Source organism: Rhodovulum sp. P5 (assembly GCF_002079305.1).
Lineage (GTDB): Bacteria > Pseudomonadota > Alphaproteobacteria > Rhodobacterales > Rhodobacteraceae > Rhodovulum.
On sequence record NZ_CP015039.1, the window covers coordinates 2,270,765 to 2,289,410 of the forward strand.

The window sequence follows — 18,646 nt, forward strand, 5'->3', positions numbered from 1 at the left end:
CGCCAGCCACGAACGCAAAGGGGCGCGAAGCTTTCGCCCGCGCCCCTCAAATCCGGTTGGCCGAAGATTACTCCTCGGCTTCGGCCTTCTCTTCCTTGGGCGCTTCCTTGCCGGTCTCCTGATCGACGACCTTCATCGACAGGCGGACCTTGCCGCGGTCGTCGAAGCCCAGAAGCTTGACCCAGACCTCCTGGCCCTCTTTCAGAACGTCGGAGGGGTGGTTCAGGCGGCGGTTCTCGATCTGGGACACGTGGACCAGACCGTCACGCTTGCCGAAGAAGTTCACGAAGGCGCCGAAATCGACGATCTTCACGACCTTGCCCTTGTAGATCTTGCCCTCTTCCGGCTCTGCCACGATCGAGTAGATCATGTCATAGGCCTTCTGGATGGCTTCGCCGTTGGGCGAGGCGATCTTGATCACGCCGTCATCGTTGATGTCGACCTTGGCGCCAGAGGTTTCCACGATCTCGCGGATGACCTTGCCGCCCGACCCGATCACTTCGCGGATCTTGTCGGTGGGGATGGTCATCGTTTCGATCCGCGGGGCGTGAACGGAGAACTCGCCCGCCTCGGTCAGCGCCTTCGACATTTCGCCAAGGATGTGCAGCCGGCCGGCCTTGGCCTGTTCCAGCGCCTTGGCCATGATCTCGGGCGTGATACCCGCGACCTTGATGTCCATCTGGAGCGAGGTGATCCCGGCCTCGGTGCCCGCGACCTTGAAGTCCATGTCGCCAAGGTGATCCTCATCCCCAAGGATGTCGGTCAGCACGGCGTAGGACCCGTCATCCTCCAGCACCAGACCCATGGCGACGCCCGCAACCGGTGCCTTCAGCGGCACGCCCGCATCCATCATCGACAGCGACCCGCCGCAGACGGACGCCATCGAGGACGACCCGTTCGATTCGGTGATCTCGGACACCACGCGGATCGTGTAGGGGAAGTCGGTCTGTGCCGGCAGCACCGCCTGCAGCGCGCGCCAGGCCAGCTTGCCGTGGCCAATCTCACGCCGTCCCGGGCTGCCCACGCGGCCCACTTCGCCGACCGAGTAGGGCGGGAAGTTGTAGTGCAGCAGGAAGTTGGAGCGGAAATTGCCGTGCAGCGCGTCGATGATCTGCTCATCATCGCCGGTGCCCAGCGTGGTGACCACCAGACCTTGCGTTTCACCCCGGGTGAAAAGCGCCGAGCCGTGGGTCCGCGGCAGAAGGCCGGTTTCGCAGACGATGGGGCGCACCTGATCCAGGGCACGGCCGTCGATTCGGTGACCGTTCTTGACCACGTCGCCACGCAGGACGACCGACTCCAGCTTCTTGATGGCAGAGCCGAGGTTGACGTCGGCAAGCTGCTCTTCGGTCAGGACAGACTTGATCGCCTCTTTCGCGGCGGCGACGGCGGCGACGCGCTCCTGCTTGTCGTTGATCGCATAGGCCGCGCGCATCTTGTCTTCGCCTGCGGCTTTCACGGCCTCGTAGAGTTCGGAATAGTCCGGCGGCTGGAAGTCGAAGGGCTCTTTCGCGGCCGCTTCGGCAAGGCTGATGATCAGGTCGATGACCGGCTTGATCTGCTCATGCGCGAAGGTCACCGCGCCCAGCATCTCGTCCTCGGTCAGTTCATAGGCCTCGGATTCGACCATCATCACCGCGTCGCGGGTCCCGGCGACGACAAGGTCAAGCCGCTGCTCGGGGTTGTTGCGAAGGCCCTGCATGTCCTCGACATCGGGGTTGAGGACATATTCGCCATCGACATAGCCGACGCGCGCGCCGGCAATCGGCCCCATGAAGGGCACGCCGGAAATCGTCAGCGCGGCAGAGGCCGCAATCATCGCCACGATGTCGGGGTCGTTGACCAGATCGTGGGACAGCACCGTGCACATCACCAGCACTTCATGCTTGAAGCCGGGAACGAACAGCGGGCGAATGGGGCGGTCGATCAGGCGCGCGGTCAGCGTTTCCTTTTCGGTCGGCCGCGCCTCGCGCTTGAAAAAGCCGCCGGGCACCTTGCCCGCGGCATAGTATTTTTCCTGGTAGTGGACGGTGAGCGGGAAGAAGTCCTGCCCTTCCTTCTGCTCCTTGGCGAAGGTCACGTTCGCCATGACCGACGTCTCGCCCAGCGTGGCGATCACGGTACCGTCGGCCTGCCGGGCAATCTTGCCCGTTTCCAGCGTGAGGGTCTCTTCCCCCCACTGCATCGTCTTCTTCGTTTCGTTGAACATACGTCTATCCTGTGAGGGAGCGCTCCCGGGCGTATCCCGGGTCTCCCGTTGAAATGGCGGCCGCATTGCCGCCGACCCCTTCCATCGTGTCGAGTGCCGGGGCCTTGGCACAACGTCTCAGATGGCCGGGACATAGAGAAAAACGGGCCAATTGGAAAGACATAACTGGATTTTCGCACGAAATCGGCATCCGGCTGGCGGCGCGCTTCCGCAAGCCGGGCATGCGGAAACGTCAGAACTCGGATAATAACTCGTTACATCTTTGTCGCTAACTGTACGCGCATACTTCGCTTTTCGCGCGATCACAGGAGAGATGAGGATGGAAACGAACGCATTCGGAACGGTTCGGCTGGACGATGGGCAGGCGACGCTGCCCGTGGGGCCGGGCGTTCTGCGCCCTGTCGGGCTGGATTTTCTGGCCACGGTGCAGGACCGGCCGAAGATGGAGGCCGCCGCCACGTTTATCGACACCCTGTCGAAACATGTCGAAACGGTGCGCGTGGCCTTTCTGGACGGCTATGACAGCATTGCGGCAAATGTCCCGGCATGGCTGCATGAAAACGCACCCGCGGCCTATGCCGCCCTTTTCCCCGACACGCCCAACCCCGCCGATATCACGCCGGCGCAGTTGTGGGACAGCCTGGACATGACCGCGATCTGGAGCCGGGACGACGGCATCGTGACCATCGCCTTCGGCTTTCACGAGGTTGACGTTCCGCGGTCCTTCGCTGCGGAGTTCCAGCTTGACGGGGCGCTTCAGCGCGTGGCCTTCGTCGCCTGACGGCCCCGGCCACAGGATCGCGCCCCCAGGCGGGCGCGGTCATTTCTGAAAGACATACGTCCCCGGCGCCGGGGCCAGCGGCGGCAAGCCGTCCCCGGCGGCGCCCATCTGTGGCGGGGCCACCTTTTCCGGCGCGCTTTTCCCCGACAGCCAAGCCGCCCAGTCGACCCACCAGGATCCTTCCTTGGCGTCGTGACGGGCAAACCACGTGTCCGGGTCCATATAGCTTTTTTCCGCGGTGCGATGACCGATCCGGTAGAACCGGCGCTTGTGCCCCGGCTCTGACACCACGCCGCCGTTGTGCCCACCGGAGGTCAGCACGAAGACAAGCTCGTTCTCGGTAAAGAGTGTCACCTTGTAGACGGACCGCCACGGCGCGATGTGGTCCTTCTCGGTACCGACGACGAACATCGGCGCGTCGATATCCTTCAGCGCAATCACCCGCCCGTCGACGGCAAACCGGCCCGAAGTCAGGCGGTTTTCAAGGAACAGCCCGCGCAAGTATTCCGAATGCATCCGCGCCGGCATCCGCGTGGCATCGGCATTCCAGACCGAGATGTCGAATTCCGGTTCATCCTGCCCCATCAGATAGCGGCGCACCGCGCGCGACCAGACCAGTTCCTCTGACCTGAGCGCACGGAAGGCCCCGGCCATCTGCGTCTCGTCCAGGAACCCCTGATCCCACATCATGTCCTCAAGGAACGCCACCTGGCTTTCGTCGAGGAACAGCATCAACTCGCCCGCCTCGGTGAAATCGGTCTGCGCAGCCAGAAGCGTGACCGAGGCCAGGCGGTCATCGCCGTCCCGCGCCATGGTCGCCGCGGCAATCGACAGGATGGTGCCGCCAAGGCAATAGCCGCAAGCATGCACCTTCTGCCCCGGAACGATGCGCGTCACCGCATCAAGCGCGGCCATCACCCCCCGGCGCCGGTAATCGTCAAGCCCGACATCGCGCTGCGCCGCGGTCGGATTGGCCCACGAGATCGCGAAGACGGTAAAGCCCTGCTCCACCAGATACCGGATCATCGAATTCTCAGGCCGCAGATCGAGGATATAGTATTTCATGATCCACGCCGGCACGATCAGCACCGGTTCCGCATGGACCTTTTCCGTCGCCGGGCTGTACTGGATCAGTTCGAACAGCTCGTTGCGAAAGACGACCTCACCGGGCGTGCAGGCAAGCGTTTCGCCGACCTTGTACTTTCCTTCCGGCTCAGGCTTCTGGCCCGTCCACTGGGCCGCGATATCCTCGGCCAGATGGCGCGCGCCCTCGGTCAGGTTGCGCCCGCCGCTTTCCAGCGTCGCCTCCATGATCTCGGGGTTGGTCAGGGCCGTGTTCGACGGCGACATCGCGTCCAGCACCTGCCGCACCATGAACGCCGTCCGGTCGGAACTGTGCGGGCGGGTGCCGCGCACATATTCCGTGGCGTGATCCCACCAGTCCTGCGAGGCCAGGAAGGCCTGCTTCCAATAGGTATAGGGCGGCTTGTCCCATCCGGGGTGATCGAACCGGTGATCGCCCGGTTTGGGCTGGAACGGCGCATCGCCGGGGGGCCAGCCGCTGGCATGGACCGCAAGCTTGGCCATGGACTGCATGCCATGTTCGACCAGTTCCATCTGGCGGCCCGGCGCGCGGGCCAGATGCATGCCCCAGTCGGCCCAGGCGGCCCAAGCCGCATGCGGCGATGTCCCGCCGGTCAGCCGGGCCATCACGGCACGGGAGGCCCGGTCAAGCGTGTCATAGGGGTGGGTGCGGTTGCCTTTGGGCGCGGTCATGGGCTGCCTTTTCGCTTCCGCCGGCCTTTGCGACCGGACCTTTCCGAAGCGATAGCAATCAAGGCCCAGCGCGTAAATGCTGCAGTGCAAAAGGCCCCTGCGGCACCGCAACGAAAAACCGCCCCGGCGGGTGACCGGGGCGGTTTTGGAAACGTCCTGAAGCGCTGATCAGCCCTGGCGGGCCTTGAAGCGGCGCTGGGTCTTGTTGATCACGTAGACCCGGCCCTTGCGGCGCACCACGCGGCAATCGCGGTGACGCTGCTTCAGCGAGCGGAGCGAGTTGCGGACCTTCATCGGCCTTCTCCTCATGTCGCGGCGCGTCCGTGCGCCTTGCAGGTTTCGCCAACCGGCCCGTCGGGCCGAAATTCGATGGTGGGCGGTACTGGGATCGAACCAGTGACCCCTACGATGTCAACGTAGTGCTCTACCGCTGAGCTAACCGCCCATCTCCGTCACTGTCCCACCTGCCCGAAAGAAAACGGACGCGGGCAGGACCGCGTCGGTTCGCAGGCGTATAAAAGGAGTCGGAAGAGGTTTCAAGGCCTTTTGGCAAATGTCGAAAGGTCGTTATAAGGGGAGGTAAGGAGGCAGAGCACCTTGCACGCCTACAGGCTCTACCGGCCGGAACGGCCGACCACCAGCGTCGTGTTTTCCTCGCCCCACAGCGGGCGGGATTACCCTTGGACATTCCTGCGCCAGTCCGTGCTTGACGAGCGGACGATCCGGTCGTCCGAGGATGCGTTCATGGACCTGCTGTTTGCCGAGGCGCCGGTTCACGGGGCCCCCCTGATCGCCGCCGTCGCCCCGCGCGCCTATGTCGATCTCAACCGCGCCAGCGATGAACTGGACCCCGCCGTGGTCGATGGCGCGAAGCTGGCCGGCCACAACCCCCGGATCAGTTCCGGCCTTGGCGTGATTCCCCGGGTCGTGGCAAACGGTCGCGCGATCTATCGCGGAAAGATCGACCTGACCGAGGCGAAAACCCGTCTGTCCGTCTACTGGCACCCCTATCACGACCAGCTTCAGGCGCTGCTGGACGAGGCGCGCAACGATTTCGGCGAATCGGTGCTGATCGATTGCCACTCGATGCCGCGCGAAGCGATCGAAAGCGTGGCCACCGCAAAGAGCCCCCGGCCAGAGGTCGTGCTGGGCGACCGGTTCGGGGCCTCTGCCGCGCCCGACATCGTCGACCGGGTCGAGGCGATCTTTCGCGCCGCGGGGCTGCGGGTGGGGCGCAATGCGCCCTTTGCCGGGGCCTATATCACGCAGCGCTATGGCCGGCCCGCCCGCCGTCAGCATGCGATCCAGATCGAGATCGACCGCTCCCTCTACATGGACGAATCAGAGATCCGCCCGAATGCGGAGTTCGATGATTTCCGGCGCCTGATGACATCCATCGTTGCCGATCTGGCCGATATCGGCCGGGCGGACGAAATCCCGCTCGCCGCGGAATAGCCGAAGGCGGGGCTATCGCAGGGCCCGACCCTTCAGGATCGCCTCGGGCCCGAAGCGCGCGCGGATCAGGTCGCTGGCCCGTTCCGCCGCGGCCCGCGTTTCCGCCTGCGGGTCGAGCAGGTCCCCCGATAGATCCGCGGCCTCGGCCGGCAGGATCTCGGACAGCCCCACGCCCAGCAGGCGGAACGGACCGGCCTCTTCGGTCTGATCCATCAACCCGCGCGCCGTTCGGTAGATCCGGTCGGCGATCTGCGTGGGCTCGGTCAAGGCGTGCCGGCGCGTCAGCAGCCGGTGATCGGCGCGTTTGAGTTTCAGCACCACCACGCGGCCCGCCCGGCCCTTGGCCTTGGCCCGGTCCGAGACCTTTTCGGACATGCGCCACAAATGACCGTCAAGAATATCGGGGTCGGACGTGTCCTCGGCAAAGGTCGTCTCGTTGGAAATGCTCTTCACCGGCGCATTGGGGGATACCCGGCGGCTGTCCTCGCCCCGGGCCAGATGCCACAGCCGGTCGCCCATGCTGCCAAAGCGGGCGTGAAGATCCTGCCTGTCCCACCGCCGCAGGTCGGCAAAGCTGCGCACCCCGGCCTTTTCCAGCGCCGCCTGCCCGGCGGCACCGACACCCCAGATCAGGCGCACCGGCTTGTCGGCCAGGAAATCCGCGGTGTCCGCCCGCCCGATCACGGCAAAGCCTTTCGGCTTGTCGAGGTCGGAGGCGATCTTGGCCAGGAACTTGTTGTGGGACAAGCCGATCGACCCGCTCAGCCCCAGCTCGTCCTCCATCCGCTTGACCAGCCGCGCCAGCAGAACGGCGGGCGGCGCCCCGTGCAGCCGCTGCGTCCCCGACAGATCCAGAAACGCCTCGTCCAGGGAAAGCGGTTCGATTGCCGGGGTGAGGTCTTCCATCATGCTGCGGATCGCGCGCGACGCCTCGGCATAGGCCGCGCCGCGCGGGCGGACCACCACCGCCTCGGGGCACAGTTGCAGCGCCTTGAACATCGGCATGGCCGAGCGCACGCCCTTGATCCGGGCGATATAGCAGGCGGTAGAGACCACGCCGCGCCGTCCGCCGCCGACGATCACGGGCTTGTCCCGCAGATCGGGATTGTCGCGCTTTTCGACCGCGGCATAGAACGCGTCGCAATCCATATGGGCAACGGTCAGATCGAACAGTTCGGGATGCGCGATCACCCGCGGCCGCCCGCAGGCGGGGCAGCGCGTTCCGCTGTCAAAGGCGGTCAGGCAATCGCGGCAAAGGGCGGGCATCGATCTGGGTCCGGCACGGGCCTTGCATGTCGCATGTCGGGCATGCTTGCCCGGCAGGATGCGCGCCAGGGCGCCGCCGGGCAAGGGCCGATGCGTTGCCAGACACCGGCGACGGGCCGGACCCGGCTCAGGCCTCCGTCATGGCGCGGGACGAAATCACCTGCAGCGGCTTGAGCAGATAGGCAAGGACCGACCGCCGCCCGGCCCGGATATCGGCCATCACCGTCATGCCCGGGCCGATCCGCCGAAGCTCCCCGTTCACGCCCTTCAGCGCATGCAGCTCTGTCGCGGTGAAGCCCAGTTTGACGCGGAAGAACGTCTCGCCGGATTCCTTGGTGAAACTCGACGGTGAAATCCGCACGACCTCCCCCAGCACATCGCCATAGCGGGTGAAGTCGTGGGTCAGGATCTTGATGCTTGCCTCCTGCCCGACCTCGACGCCGCCGATGCGGTCGGCCAGCACCTCGATCTCGGCAAAAACGCGTTCGGAATCGGGGATGATCTCGATCAGGGTTTCGCCGGGGCCGACGACCTCTCCGTCGCTTGAAATGGTCAGGCTCTTGACGATGCCCGTCACCGGCGCGCGCAGCACCGCACGGGCGATCCGGTCGTTGATCTGGACAAGGCTTTCGCGGGTCCGCGCCAGTTCCTCGGCCTGCGCCTCCAGCCGTTCGGCCGCCTCGCGCCGGTATTCCGCCACCAGTTCGGCCTTCGACGTCTCCGCCCGGGTCGCCGCGGCCTTCTGCGCCTCGATCTCGGTCCCCAGTTCCAGGATTTCGCTTTCCTTCCGGATCACGGAAAGCTCGGTATCCTCGATGGTCAGAAGCGACACGACCTGCCGGCCCTTGGTCTTTTCGTAGCGCGCCATCTGTTCGTTCAGGATCGCCAGTTCCTCGCGCGCCTTGCCCCGCCGGGCGTCGTAGGATTTCATCCGCATCAGCGCGATGTCGCGTTCGGTGTCCAGCGTCTGGATCTGGGCCACGCGATAGGCGACCTCCTGCGCGTAGGACGGATCGGCGCTTTGCAGCAGGTCGTTGATCTTTTCCGCGCCGACCTGTGTCAGGTCCACCCGGACCAGATCCCGGAACCGGGCAACCTGAGTCTCCAGCCGGGCGGCGAGCGCCTCCAGCTTGTGTTTTTCCGACTTCAGATCGCCCATGTCGAGCACGGCCAGAACATCGCCGCGTTCGACATGCTCGCCCTCGCCGATGCGAAGTTCCGCCACCAGCCCGCCTTCCAGATGCTCCACCTGCCGGGCAAGCCCCTCTGGCCGGACAAGACCCTGGCCGGAGACGACCTCGTAAACCGGGGTCTGCGACGCCCAGACCAGGAAAAAGGTCAGCCCCGCGGCAATCGCCCAGATCGTGATCCGGGCCGCCTGGCTGTCCCGGCGTTCCCCAAAATAGGGACTGATGGCAAGGGTTCTGTCGATGGGCCTGCCTGTCGCCTTGCTCATTGCAATTTCTCCAGGTTCAGCTTGTCGGGATGGCCCGAGAAGACGAGTTTTCCGGCTTTCAGGGCCAAGACATGGTCCGCGCGTTTCAGGACCTTCTGCTTGTGCGTAACGAAGATCGTCGTCATCCGCTCCCGCCGCCGCGCAATGGCAGTGAACAGGCGCAGTTCATCCGCATGCGACAGGCCCGAGTCAGGCGAATCCAGCAACAGGATTACCGGGTCGCGCAACAGAAGCTGGGCAATGGCCAGTTTCGTGCGGAAGACCGGCGACAGGGAAATCTGGACCTCGCGCGTCAGGCGGGTATGAAACCCGTCCGGCAGCCCCTCGATCTGCGGCAGGATGCCAAGTTCGTCGCAGACCCGCTCCATTTCCCGCGTGGGCAGGCCGGGTGCGGTCAGGCGCAGGTTCTGCGCAACGGTCCCGTGAACCAGCAATGGCTTGTGTCCCATATAGCCGACAAGGTCGGTGCGCTGCATCGGGCCAAGCTGCTGCATGTTGACCTCGCCCAGGAAGATCGCGCCGGCCTGCAACGAACACAGCCCCGCGACCGAGCGCAAAAGCGTCGTCTTGCCGGCACCGGTCGGGCCGCACAGGCAGGTGAGCTTGCCATAGGGCACCCGCGCCGACACCGCGTGCAACGCGGGCGCGTTGGTCAACGGATAGCGCATCACGACCTCTTCGATCCTGAGCGGCGGGCTCAACTGGCGGACGTTCTTTCGATCGGGCGTCATCACAGATGCGCCGCTGCGGCCCGGATCGATGCGCATCAGGTTGTCGATCTGGCCGAAGACCTTCAGCACCTCGGGCATGCGGACCGCCGTCGTCATGGCCTGCTGGACCGGCGCCAAAAGACGCGTCGTCAAAAGGATCGTGACGATGAACATGCCCGCGGACATGTCGCCCTTCATCACCTCGCGCGCGCCGATCAGGATCACGCCCGACATCGTGACCGGCGCCAGAAGCACCGACACGTTCGCAAGTCTTTGACTGGCGCGGTCCAGTTCAAACTGGGCCGCGGCATAGCGTTCATAGATCGGCTGGATCCGCCCCGCGAAGGCGGGCCCAAGCCCGCGCTGCATGATCTCTGGCGATCTGTCCAGTGCCTCGCCCATACGGCGCAGATAATCCGAACGGACGAGGTTCATCTTCGTTCCGGCGGATCGCAAGCGGGGCACCGCCAAGATCGCCGCGATGGCAAACCCGATCACGCTCAACACGATGAACAGCCCGACATGCGAGCAGGTGAAGAAGATCACGCCGACAAGCACCACGATGAACGGGATTTCGAATAGAACCGTGGCCACCGGCCCGACGAAGAAATCGCGCACCGTCTCGAAATGCTTCATCCGGTTGATCTGATCGCTGACCGAGGATGCCTGCATCATGTTGAGCGGCAGCGACATCAGCTTGTCGTAGATCTCACCGGACAGGATATATTCGATCCGTGCCGATATGCGGGCCACGATCCGGGCGCGCACCTGCCGGATCGCAAGGTCGAAGGCGAAGAGCCCCCCCAAACCGATCATAAGCCCCAGAAGGGTATCCAGCGCCTTGGCCGGCAGCACCATCTGGAACACGAAGGCCACGGATTTGGATGCCACGACGACCAGCAGGCCCGACAGGATGGTCAGGAAGATCAGCAGTTGCAGTTCCGGCCGGAACCGCGACTCGATCCGCGACAGGACGGGGGCCACGGGTTGTTTCTTGCGCGCCGTGTCCGCCTCGGCGCCGTCGACCAGCAGGCAGTTATAGCGCCGCCGCCGCCCGATGGAGATCTTCTGGCCCGTGTCGGGATCGACCAGAACATCGCGCCCTTTCTCGTCGACCGAGCAGAACAGGATACGTTCCTGCGAATCCAGCACCATGGACCCGTTGGGCAGGCCGCCAAGATTGCGCCCATCCTGTTCGATCATCCGGGTCTCGAACCCCAGCCGGGACAGCACAAGGCGTAGTTCCAGCAGTTCGAACCGGTCCGGCATATGCGGGATGGCGTTGCTGAACTTGCGCAGATCGATCGGCCAGCCGCGGCGGCGCAGAACCTCCACCAGGGCCTTGGCTGCCGGCGCCTCGATCACGATGTCGCCGAAGCGGCCCAACTCCATGCCGGACAAGAGCATATCGCGATAGGGATCGACCAGGCCGTCCTGCGACGCCGGCGCCGCGGGCACGGCGCCCGTGTTGCGCAGGTCGAAAACATCCGTGCCGCCGCCCAGAACCGTCATTCGCCACCCCCGAAATCGAAGGCGCGTTCGACCCCCGTTTCCAGCACCCGCGTCTGGTGGACGCGGAAGTGGCGACTGGCGAGGCTGAGAAGCGACGGTTTGTAGGTGACCAGAACCTGAAGCGTGCCGGGGCGCAGCGCCTCGAAAAGGCCGCGCAGGGCGGCATCGGTGTAGACGTCGAACCCGTGATTGGCTTCGTCGAACAGGATCAGGTCGGGCTTGGTGACCAGACCGGAGATCATGACGGCCGCCGCGCGGACCGACTGCGGCAGCGCCGACTCGGTCTGCTTGGACACGTTCAGGCCGTATCCGTCCGGGTGGCGCATGATGAAATCGTGCAGGCCGAGGATCCGGGCCAGTTGCACCGCCTGCGCGCCGAACTCCTCTGACCGGAAGCCGGTCATGTTGTCCAGAAGCGTACCCTCGAAGAAATGATACTCCGACGACAGCAGGCTGACACGGTGTGCGATATCCCGCGGGTCGTAGCTGTCCATCGGGCGGTCATTGATCAGGATTTGCCCCTTGGCGGGGCGTTGCTGCCCGGCAAGCACCGACAGGAAACGCGAACGCCCCGATCCTTCGGGGCCGACAAGCGAAATCGTGTCGCCCCGCTTGAGCGTCAACGAGATATTCTCAAGACAGCACTGTCCAGGGCTAGGCCCTGCGATACCGACGTCTTCCAGGGTCACGCTCTCGATCTGCTCCAGCCGGGTCTGGCCCTCGATCGCGGCGGGTGCGGCCAGCAGGCCCTCCACTTCCTTGATCGCCGGGCGCAGGTCGCGGCCACCGGCCAGCAAGGCCTCCATCCGCAAGGTCGGCTGGATGATCCGGCCGGTCAGCAGAACGCCGGCGGCCAGCCCGCCCATCGTCATGTCGCCCCGCACCACCATCAGCGCGCCCAGCCCCGCCATCACGACCGGCGCGATCAGCGATATCGTTCCGGTCAGACCCTGGGTGAAACTCGTCAGCCCGTTGAGATCGCGGGTAATGCCGACGCTGCCGCCGATGAACCGCTCATACCGGCGCACCATCGCAGGCTCGATCCCCAGGGATTTGATCGTCTCGATCCCGGTCAAGCTTTCGATCAGGAAGGCATGGCGGCGCCGGTCGCGTTCCTGCCGTTCGTTGGTCAGCTTCAGGATGCGCGTCCGGAACGCCCAGACGATCACCGCCGACAGGATGCTGAGAACCGTCGCCCCCACCCCCATCACCGGAGAGATCAGCGCCATCACCGCGATGAAAAGGACAATGAACGGTATGTCGAGCAACGCCATCGCCACGTCGCTGCTGTGATGCTTGCGCACGCGCCCGATGCTCATGAAATGGTCCAGCAGGTCGCCCCGGGCCAGAAACCCCCGGTCGACGCCGGGGCCAAGCACCCGCGCCAGTGCCGCCCCGTGCACCTCGACCTCCTTGCGGAAGGCGCGCACCAGAACGGAATGCCCGCGGGCCAGCCGCAAGCGGTAGTCAAGCAGCGCCACGACCACGAGCGAGGCCACAAGCACGGACAGCGTTGCCGCCCCCGCATTCGGGATCACCCGGTCGAAGACGTGCAGGATCACAAGCGGCAGCGCGAGCGCGAAGATGTTCGTCACCATAGAGGCGACGAGCACATCGGCACCCAGCCGGGGCTTGATGGATCTGATCCTGTCAACCATTCGGAGACTTTCTTCGTTCCGCCGCAAACTGCACGAAAAGGAACAAAGGGTTTCTTAATTCGCACCAAACCCGCTTGCCATTTTTCGACAACTTTTATCGGTGGGATCGGGCAGCAATGCGGCAGGGCGACCCGCCATGCGCGGTTTTCCTTGTGAAACCTGATAAGAATCCCGTTTCACGCGGGCCTCGGGCGGCACGCGCGCACGCGGCACACGCCACCATGCCCGGCCTTTGACGAAGACGCGCGCGGAACAATGCCGCGCGCAAATCGTTGACCTTACGGAATCGGAGAATCGACAACTCGACGGAGACGACATGACCGCCCGACAAGGCCACAGCGCCCGCGTCCCTGCCGCCGTTCCGGCGAAAGGGTGGAAAGACATCCTGCTGCGCGTCTGGAAAAAGACCGGCGACGACCATATGGGGCTGATTTCCGCAGGCATCGCCTTTTACGGCCTGCTGGCCCTGTTCCCTGCCATCACGGCGCTGGTCGCCATCGGCGGCCTTGTGCTGGACCCCGAACAGATCACCGCGCAGATCGACGAGCTTTCAGCCATGCTTCCCGACAGCGCGGCGCAGATCGTGGCGGGGCAGGCCGCCGATGTGGCCGGGTCGGCCAGTGCGGGGCTGGGCTTTGCGGCCATCTTCGGCGTGCTGCTTGCGCTTTATTCCGCGTCGAAAGGCGTGGCGAGCCTGATCGAAGGGCTGAACCTGGCCTATGACGAGACCGAGGCGCGCGGGATCATCCTGCAGACCGTTCTCAAATTCAGCCTGACCGCGGTGCTGATCGTGGGCGTGGTGGTCGGGCTGTCGGCCACGGTGATTCTGCCCGGCCTGCTGGGCGTGATCGATCTGGGGCCGGTGACCGAATGGCTGATCCGCAGCGTCCGGTGGGCGATCCTGCTGGGCATGACGGTGTTGGGGATCGGGGTGCTCTACCGCTTCGGTCCCAGCCGACGGGCGGCCGAATGGCGCTGGCTGACGCCGGGCGCGGTGGTCGCCTGCGCGCTCTGGCTGGCCGCCTCGGTCGGCTTTGCCTACTACACGGACAATTTCGCCAGCTACAATGAAAGCTTCGGCGCCCTGTCCGGCGTGATCGTGTTGCTGACATGGATGTGGATGTCGGCCTATGTGCTGCTGCTGGGGGCGGTGATCAACGCCGAGGCGGAGCTTCAGACACGCCACGACACCACCATCGGTCCCGACGCGCCGATGGGCGAACGCGGGGCGGTCAAGGCCGACACGCTGCCGCCCGGGGAGTGAGCGGCCCCATGGTTACGGGTCGACATCTGCGGAGTTGAGCGCGGCGGAACACAGCCCATGTGGCGGCGGTCAGGGCCGGGTTTCGTCCTCTTCTGCGCGCAACAACATGTCGGTGGGCGAGAGCGGATCGGTATGGCTGTGGGGGCTCGATTCGTGCAGGGCCCCTTGGGCCAGCGCATCTGTCAGCTCGGCATTCAGTTCGCGGCTCAACTTGATGTAATCGGCATTGTCCTCGACCGGAACGCCGGGCTTCCACACCGTCGCCAGATCGCGCAGGGCGGCCCGGTCGAATTCGAAGAATGTACGCTGCGCGGCCTCGGCCTCGGCCTCGAACTCGGTCATGCCGGTCTTTTCGAACACGTAGCGGCCAACGCGCAGGGCGCTGTCGAAAAGTTCCCGCACCACGTCGTCGGCGCCGGCCCGGTAAAGTTCGAACACGTGCACCTTGTCATGGGCGCGGGCGATGATGTGCAGATCGGGCCGGATGCGGCGGGCATATTTCACCAGTTTCGTCGTCGCGCCCGGATCGCCAAGGCAGACCACCAGAACCTCTGCCGTGTCGATGCCCGCCGAGGCCAGCAGGTCGGGCCGGGTGGCGTCGCCGTAATAGGCCTTGAACCCCACCCGGCGCAGGCCCTGGACCGATTTCAGGTCGTGGTCCAGAACGGTCGTCTTGGCCCCGGTCATGGCCACCATGCGGTTCACGGTCAGCCCGAAGCGCCCCATCCCCGCGATGATCACCGGATGGGTTTCGTCGATCCCGTCATGGGCCGGGCCGCTCTCACCCGGCGCGCGGCGCAAGCGGATCAACAGCCGGTGCAGGATGAACAGCGCCGGGGTGATCAGCATCGACAGCGCGATGACCAGCGTCGACATCTTGGCGATATCCGGCGGCAGGATGTTCTGCGATGCGGCAAAGGCCGTCAGCACGAACCCGAACTCCCCCGCCTGCGCAAGCCCGAGGGTAAAGAGCCAGCGGTTTTCATGGTCGAGGCCAAAGGACCGCGCGATCACGAACAGGACCGCCACCTTGATCATCACAAGACCGGTCACATAGACCGGCAGCAGGATCGGCGCCGCCCAGAAGATCGAGAAATCCATCCCCGCGCCGACGGTGATGAAGAACAGGCCCAGAAGCAGGCCCTTGAACGGCTCCAGCGCGCTTTCCAGCTCGTGCCGGAATTCGGAGTTCGCCAGAACCACGCCGGCGAGGAAGGTGCCGAGCGCCGGGGACAGGCCGACCGTCAGCATCAGCGAGGCAATGCCCGCCACGATCACCAGTGCCACGGCGGTGTTGAGTTCGCGCAACCGCGTCGCGTGAACATATCGGAACAACGGCCGCACCAGATATGACCCCGCCAGCACGGTGCCCACGATGGCGCCCAGTGTGACCAGCGTCACGCCCCAGGCGGGCAGGCCGGTGATCAGACCCCCGGCATGGTGGCCGGCATCGCCCGCGCCGTGCCCGGTTCCCGCGGCCAGAAACGGCATGATGGCCAGCATCGGGATGACCGCGATGTCCTGAAACAACAGAACCGAGAACGCGCTGCGCCCGCCGGGCGTATTCATCAGCTTCTTCTCGCTCAGCGTCTGCAGCACGATGGCGGTCGAGGACAGCGAGAAGATCATGCCCATGGCAAGGGCGGTCTGCCATGTCTGGCCAAAGGCGATCGCGGCCACCGTGACCAGCGACACTGTCACGATCACCTGCAAGCCGCCCATGCCGATCAGCTTGTCCCGCATCGCCCAAAGCGCGCGCGGCTCCAGCTCCAGCCCGATCAGGAACAGCATCATAACCACGCCGATCTCGGCGACATGGCGCAGCCCCTCCATCTCGGCGCCCGCGATGCCGAGGACGGGGCCAAGCGTCAGACCGATCAGAAGATATCCCAGCACGGACCCAAGGCCCAACCGCGCGGCAAGGGGCACCGCCAGCACGATCGCCGTCAGATAAAGTGTCGCCTGGAAAAGAAAGCTGTCCATGGACGGTCCCGCCGGGGTTTCGGCACATGCCGATTGCCCGGCGATAGCCGGGCGTCGGAGTCAGCCGGTTACGAATGCGGCGCGACCCTATCACCTGACTTGGGGGCGACAAGGTCAAAGGCCCGGGACCCACCTATGAGACCGGTGCAGACGTGGTCGCGACGCCCGGTTGGCTCAGCCATCCTTGACGAAGACGAGGCCCATTGAGTCCTTCAGCCGCACGGACCCACCGCTATAGTCGTCGCCGATCCCGGGGCTGCGCAAGGCAAGCGTCCAGCGGCCCGCCCGGCGATCTTCGGGCAATAGGGCCAGCGGTTCGATGTCGTCCGTCGGCCCGCCCTCCATATGGCAAAGCGCGAAGACCTCCTTGCCGTCCGGCCCGCGGCGGTGGGCGCAAAAGACCGTCCGCCCGTCAATCGGTTCGAGATAACGGAACGAGTCATCGGGGCCGAAATTGCGCCGCAGCCACGGGTTCGCGGCCCGGAAATCGCGAAGCCGACGCATGAAGCCGGTCTGCACCGGGTCGAGATGGGAAAGCGAATGCACGACATTGCAGTATTCGTGCATGTCATCCATCCACGCCCGCGCAATCGCCTTGAGGTTCGCAACCGTATAGGTTTCGGGCCCCGCCAGCGCGGGTTCGACCGCGTTCAGCAGCGTCGCGATGGTGTGCAGGTCGTATTCCGTCACCTCCACCAGCGCGGGCAGGAATTCGAAGAACCGCGCCAGATCCTCTCGCGTCTCGAACCCCAGCTCCTTCAGCCTGCGGAACGCGCCGGGCATCGAATAGCTGTATTCGTCGACCTGCCATTTCAGGCTGATCGCCTCTTCGGCCACGACCTTGACGCCGTATTTGTCGTCCTGGTTGCGGATGAAACCCCAGCTTGCCCGTGCCACCGCGTTCAGGAAATCCATCGGCACGCCGGGGAAGACGGCATAGGTCAGGATCGACACGGCGGGATTGTCATAGGCCTTGTCTAGGATCTCCATCTTGGTGTCGCCAAGGCGGGTGTTGATGTTCAACCGCGGGCTGACCTGCGTGCCGCGCCTCAGCGTGTCATGGTTCGCGGTGCCCGAGATCCAGTTTTCGCCATGGGCGAGGATCTCCTTGATGCGCCAGTATTTCGACAGCCAGAAGGTATAGATGAAGGGCGTGTTGTGTGCGAAGGTCAGCGGCCCCCACTGGAACACGTCGTCGTCGCGCTGGGTTTCGATGACCGCCCGATAGGTGGAGCTCAGTTCCCAGTCTTCTTCGGGCCAGGGCCGGCCGTCTTCGAACACGAACCACGGGCGATAGTCGGTCCCGGCCACGGTCTGCACGATGTCCGACATCTCTTGCAGATAGTCGTCGTCGTGGTGCAGTTCCTGCGTGCCCGGATCCCACCACTTGAAATCCTGCGCCCCGTCGACCCGCACCCCATCGGCGCCGAAATCCACCTTGCGCCGCTGCATCTCCAGCAGGATCGCGCGCACGAAGGGGTTCTTGTAGTCGATGTTCTGGCCGTACATGTTCGGCCCTGCGAAATAGTGGTGGTTCAGCGCGCCCAGCCCCTGATTGTCCGAATGGCCGAACACCACATCGAGGATCAGCATCTTGGGCCCGCCCGGGAAGGTGTGGAGCGCGGCGGCAAGGTCGATCAATTCGTCCGGCCGGGCGGTTTCCAGCAGCACCGGATTGACCGTCCCCATGCCCGCGATCACCACGTCATAGCCCCAGTTGGTGGTGTTGGGCCGCATCAGCGAGACACTGAGGCTGCCGTCCTCCAGCACCTCGTCCTGCCAGAAGGCCGGACCGGCCTCGTAGACGGTGGTCGGCTCCACCGGCAGCGGCTGCACCGCGTCATAGCCCATGAAAAGCTCGTCCGCCGGTTCCAGCGGCAGGCCATGGGCCACGCGTTCGCCGATCCGCTCGATATGACGCGTCAGGCTGGCCAGCGTGCCGCCCGCCGTTGCCGTGGGTACGTGAAGTTGCAGGATGCTGGTCGGCGGCGTGAACTTGTAGGGTGCGCCGTCCCGGCCCTTCAGCGCCTGGAAATAGCCCGCATCGCCACGGGCGGCCTGCATGGCGGCCACGTCATAGATTTCCGCGGGCGCAAGCGCGCCATAGGGCAGCGACATCGCCAGCGGATCGAGGATGCGGTGATAGACGCCTTCGCCGTCACGCCAGACAAGCGCATAGAAATCCCCGCCCTGTTCGCGCCGCCCGGCGACCAGACCTTCGGCAACCGAGAAGGTGAAGGCCTCGCACCGGATCACGGGCAAGAGCTTGCGGTCGAACTCCAGCTCCGAATGGGCGACGGTCAGGTCAAGCGGCGCGCGCGGGCGCAGGATTTCCAGAAAGATATCGCCCTCGGCCACCTTCCAGTCCTGCAATTCCGGGGTCCAGAATCCGAACCGGACATGAGTGCCATCGACATGGGCGCCCAGCCGCCGGGCGATCTTGCGGCCCGCATCGAAGCGGTCTTCGGCGGTGACCAGCACGTCTTCGCACCACGCGGCCAGACCTTCGGTCGCGACCCGGTCATAGGTGATCCTGTCGAGTGTCTTCAGCATTGGATTCCCTTTCGGGTTGAGGG

Annotated in this window: 12 protein-coding genes and 1 tRNA gene; 3 read left to right on the forward strand and 10 right to left on the reverse strand. The window is 65.0% G+C overall.

The genetic code is table 11. The features are described 5' to 3' along the window. Positions 1–67 precede the first annotated feature (67 nt). Positions 68–2,209 (reverse strand): polyribonucleotide nucleotidyltransferase, encoded by a 2,142-nt coding sequence (pnp, locus tag RGUI_RS11070; protein ID WP_081533118.1) that lies wholly within the window; start codon positions 2,207–2,209, stop codon positions 68–70. A 319-nt stretch (positions 2,210–2,528) separates the two neighbouring features. Here pnp and RGUI_RS11075 point away from each other — a divergent pair, with 319 nt between their 5' ends. After that, positions 2,529–2,990, forward strand: a complete 462-nt coding sequence (locus RGUI_RS11075; RefSeq protein WP_081533119.1) for a hypothetical protein — start codon at positions 2,529–2,531, stop codon at positions 2,988–2,990. A 39-nt stretch (positions 2,991–3,029) separates the two neighbouring features. On the opposite strand, the gene RGUI_RS11080 is transcribed toward RGUI_RS11075, so the two are convergent. The 3 genes from RGUI_RS11080 to RGUI_RS11090 form a co-directional block, all read right to left on the reverse strand. Then, positions 3,030–4,766 (reverse strand): alpha/beta hydrolase, encoded by a 1,737-nt coding sequence (locus RGUI_RS11080; protein ID WP_081533120.1) that lies wholly within the window; start codon positions 4,764–4,766, stop codon positions 3,030–3,032. Between the two features lie 168 nt (positions 4,767–4,934). Continuing rightward, the gene (gene ykgO, locus RGUI_RS11085) at positions 4,935–5,060 is read right to left on the reverse strand and encodes a type B 50S ribosomal protein L36 (RefSeq protein WP_010141322.1); all 126 of its coding nucleotides are present in this window, start codon (positions 5,058–5,060) and stop codon (positions 4,935–4,937) included. Positions 5,061–5,136: 76 nt separating this feature from the next. After that, positions 5,137–5,211: transfer RNA gene (locus RGUI_RS11090), tRNA-Val, on the reverse strand. Positions 5,212–5,363: 152 nt separating this feature from the next. Here RGUI_RS11090 and RGUI_RS11095 point away from each other — a divergent pair. Continuing rightward, entirely contained in the window at positions 5,364–6,221 is an 858-nt protein-coding gene (locus RGUI_RS11095) for an N-formylglutamate amidohydrolase (RefSeq protein WP_081533121.1), read from the forward strand. 12 nt (positions 6,222–6,233) lie between these two features. Here RGUI_RS11095 and RGUI_RS11100 read toward each other — a convergent pair whose 3' ends face one another. The 4 genes from RGUI_RS11100 to RGUI_RS11115 all read right to left on the reverse strand — a co-directional run bounded on the left by RGUI_RS11100 (position 6,234) and on the right by RGUI_RS11115 (position 12,823). Further along, positions 6,234–7,487 (reverse strand): DNA polymerase IV, encoded by a 1,254-nt coding sequence (locus RGUI_RS11100; RefSeq protein WP_081533122.1) that lies wholly within the window; start codon positions 7,485–7,487, stop codon positions 6,234–6,236. 127 nt (positions 7,488–7,614) lie between these two features. Beyond that, a complete protein-coding gene (locus tag RGUI_RS11105; protein ID WP_081533123.1) occupies positions 7,615–8,943 on the reverse strand; it encodes an HlyD family type I secretion periplasmic adaptor subunit in 1,329 nt (442 codons plus the stop codon). After that, a complete protein-coding gene (locus RGUI_RS11110; RefSeq protein ID WP_081533124.1) occupies positions 8,940–11,165 on the reverse strand; it encodes an ATP-binding cassette domain-containing protein in 2,226 nt (741 codons plus the stop codon). Before RGUI_RS11110 ends, RGUI_RS11105 begins: the two co-directional genes overlap by 4 nt. Then, positions 11,162–12,823: an ABC transporter transmembrane domain-containing protein gene (locus RGUI_RS11115; RefSeq protein WP_081533125.1), complete on the reverse strand. Its 1,662-nt coding sequence runs from the start codon at positions 12,821–12,823 to the stop codon at positions 11,162–11,164. Before RGUI_RS11115 ends, RGUI_RS11110 begins: the two co-directional genes overlap by 4 nt. A 316-nt stretch (positions 12,824–13,139) precedes the next feature. Here RGUI_RS11115 and RGUI_RS11120 point away from each other — a divergent pair, with 316 nt between their 5' ends. Further along, complete coding sequence (locus tag RGUI_RS11120) at positions 13,140–14,087, forward strand: YihY/virulence factor BrkB family protein (protein WP_081533126.1); 948 nt, start codon at positions 13,140–13,142, stop codon at positions 14,085–14,087. 69 nt (positions 14,088–14,156) lie between these two features. On the opposite strand, the gene RGUI_RS11125 is transcribed toward RGUI_RS11120, so the two are convergent. Then, positions 14,157–16,070 (reverse strand): monovalent cation:proton antiporter-2 (CPA2) family protein, encoded by a 1,914-nt coding sequence (locus tag RGUI_RS11125; RefSeq protein ID WP_081533127.1) that lies wholly within the window; start codon positions 16,068–16,070, stop codon positions 14,157–14,159. A 174-nt stretch (positions 16,071–16,244) separates the two neighbouring features. Continuing rightward, positions 16,245–18,623: a glucosylglycerol hydrolase gene (gghA, locus tag RGUI_RS11130; RefSeq protein ID WP_081533128.1), complete on the reverse strand. Its 2,379-nt coding sequence runs from the start codon at positions 18,621–18,623 to the stop codon at positions 16,245–16,247. Between the last annotated feature and the right edge of the window lie 23 nt (positions 18,624–18,646).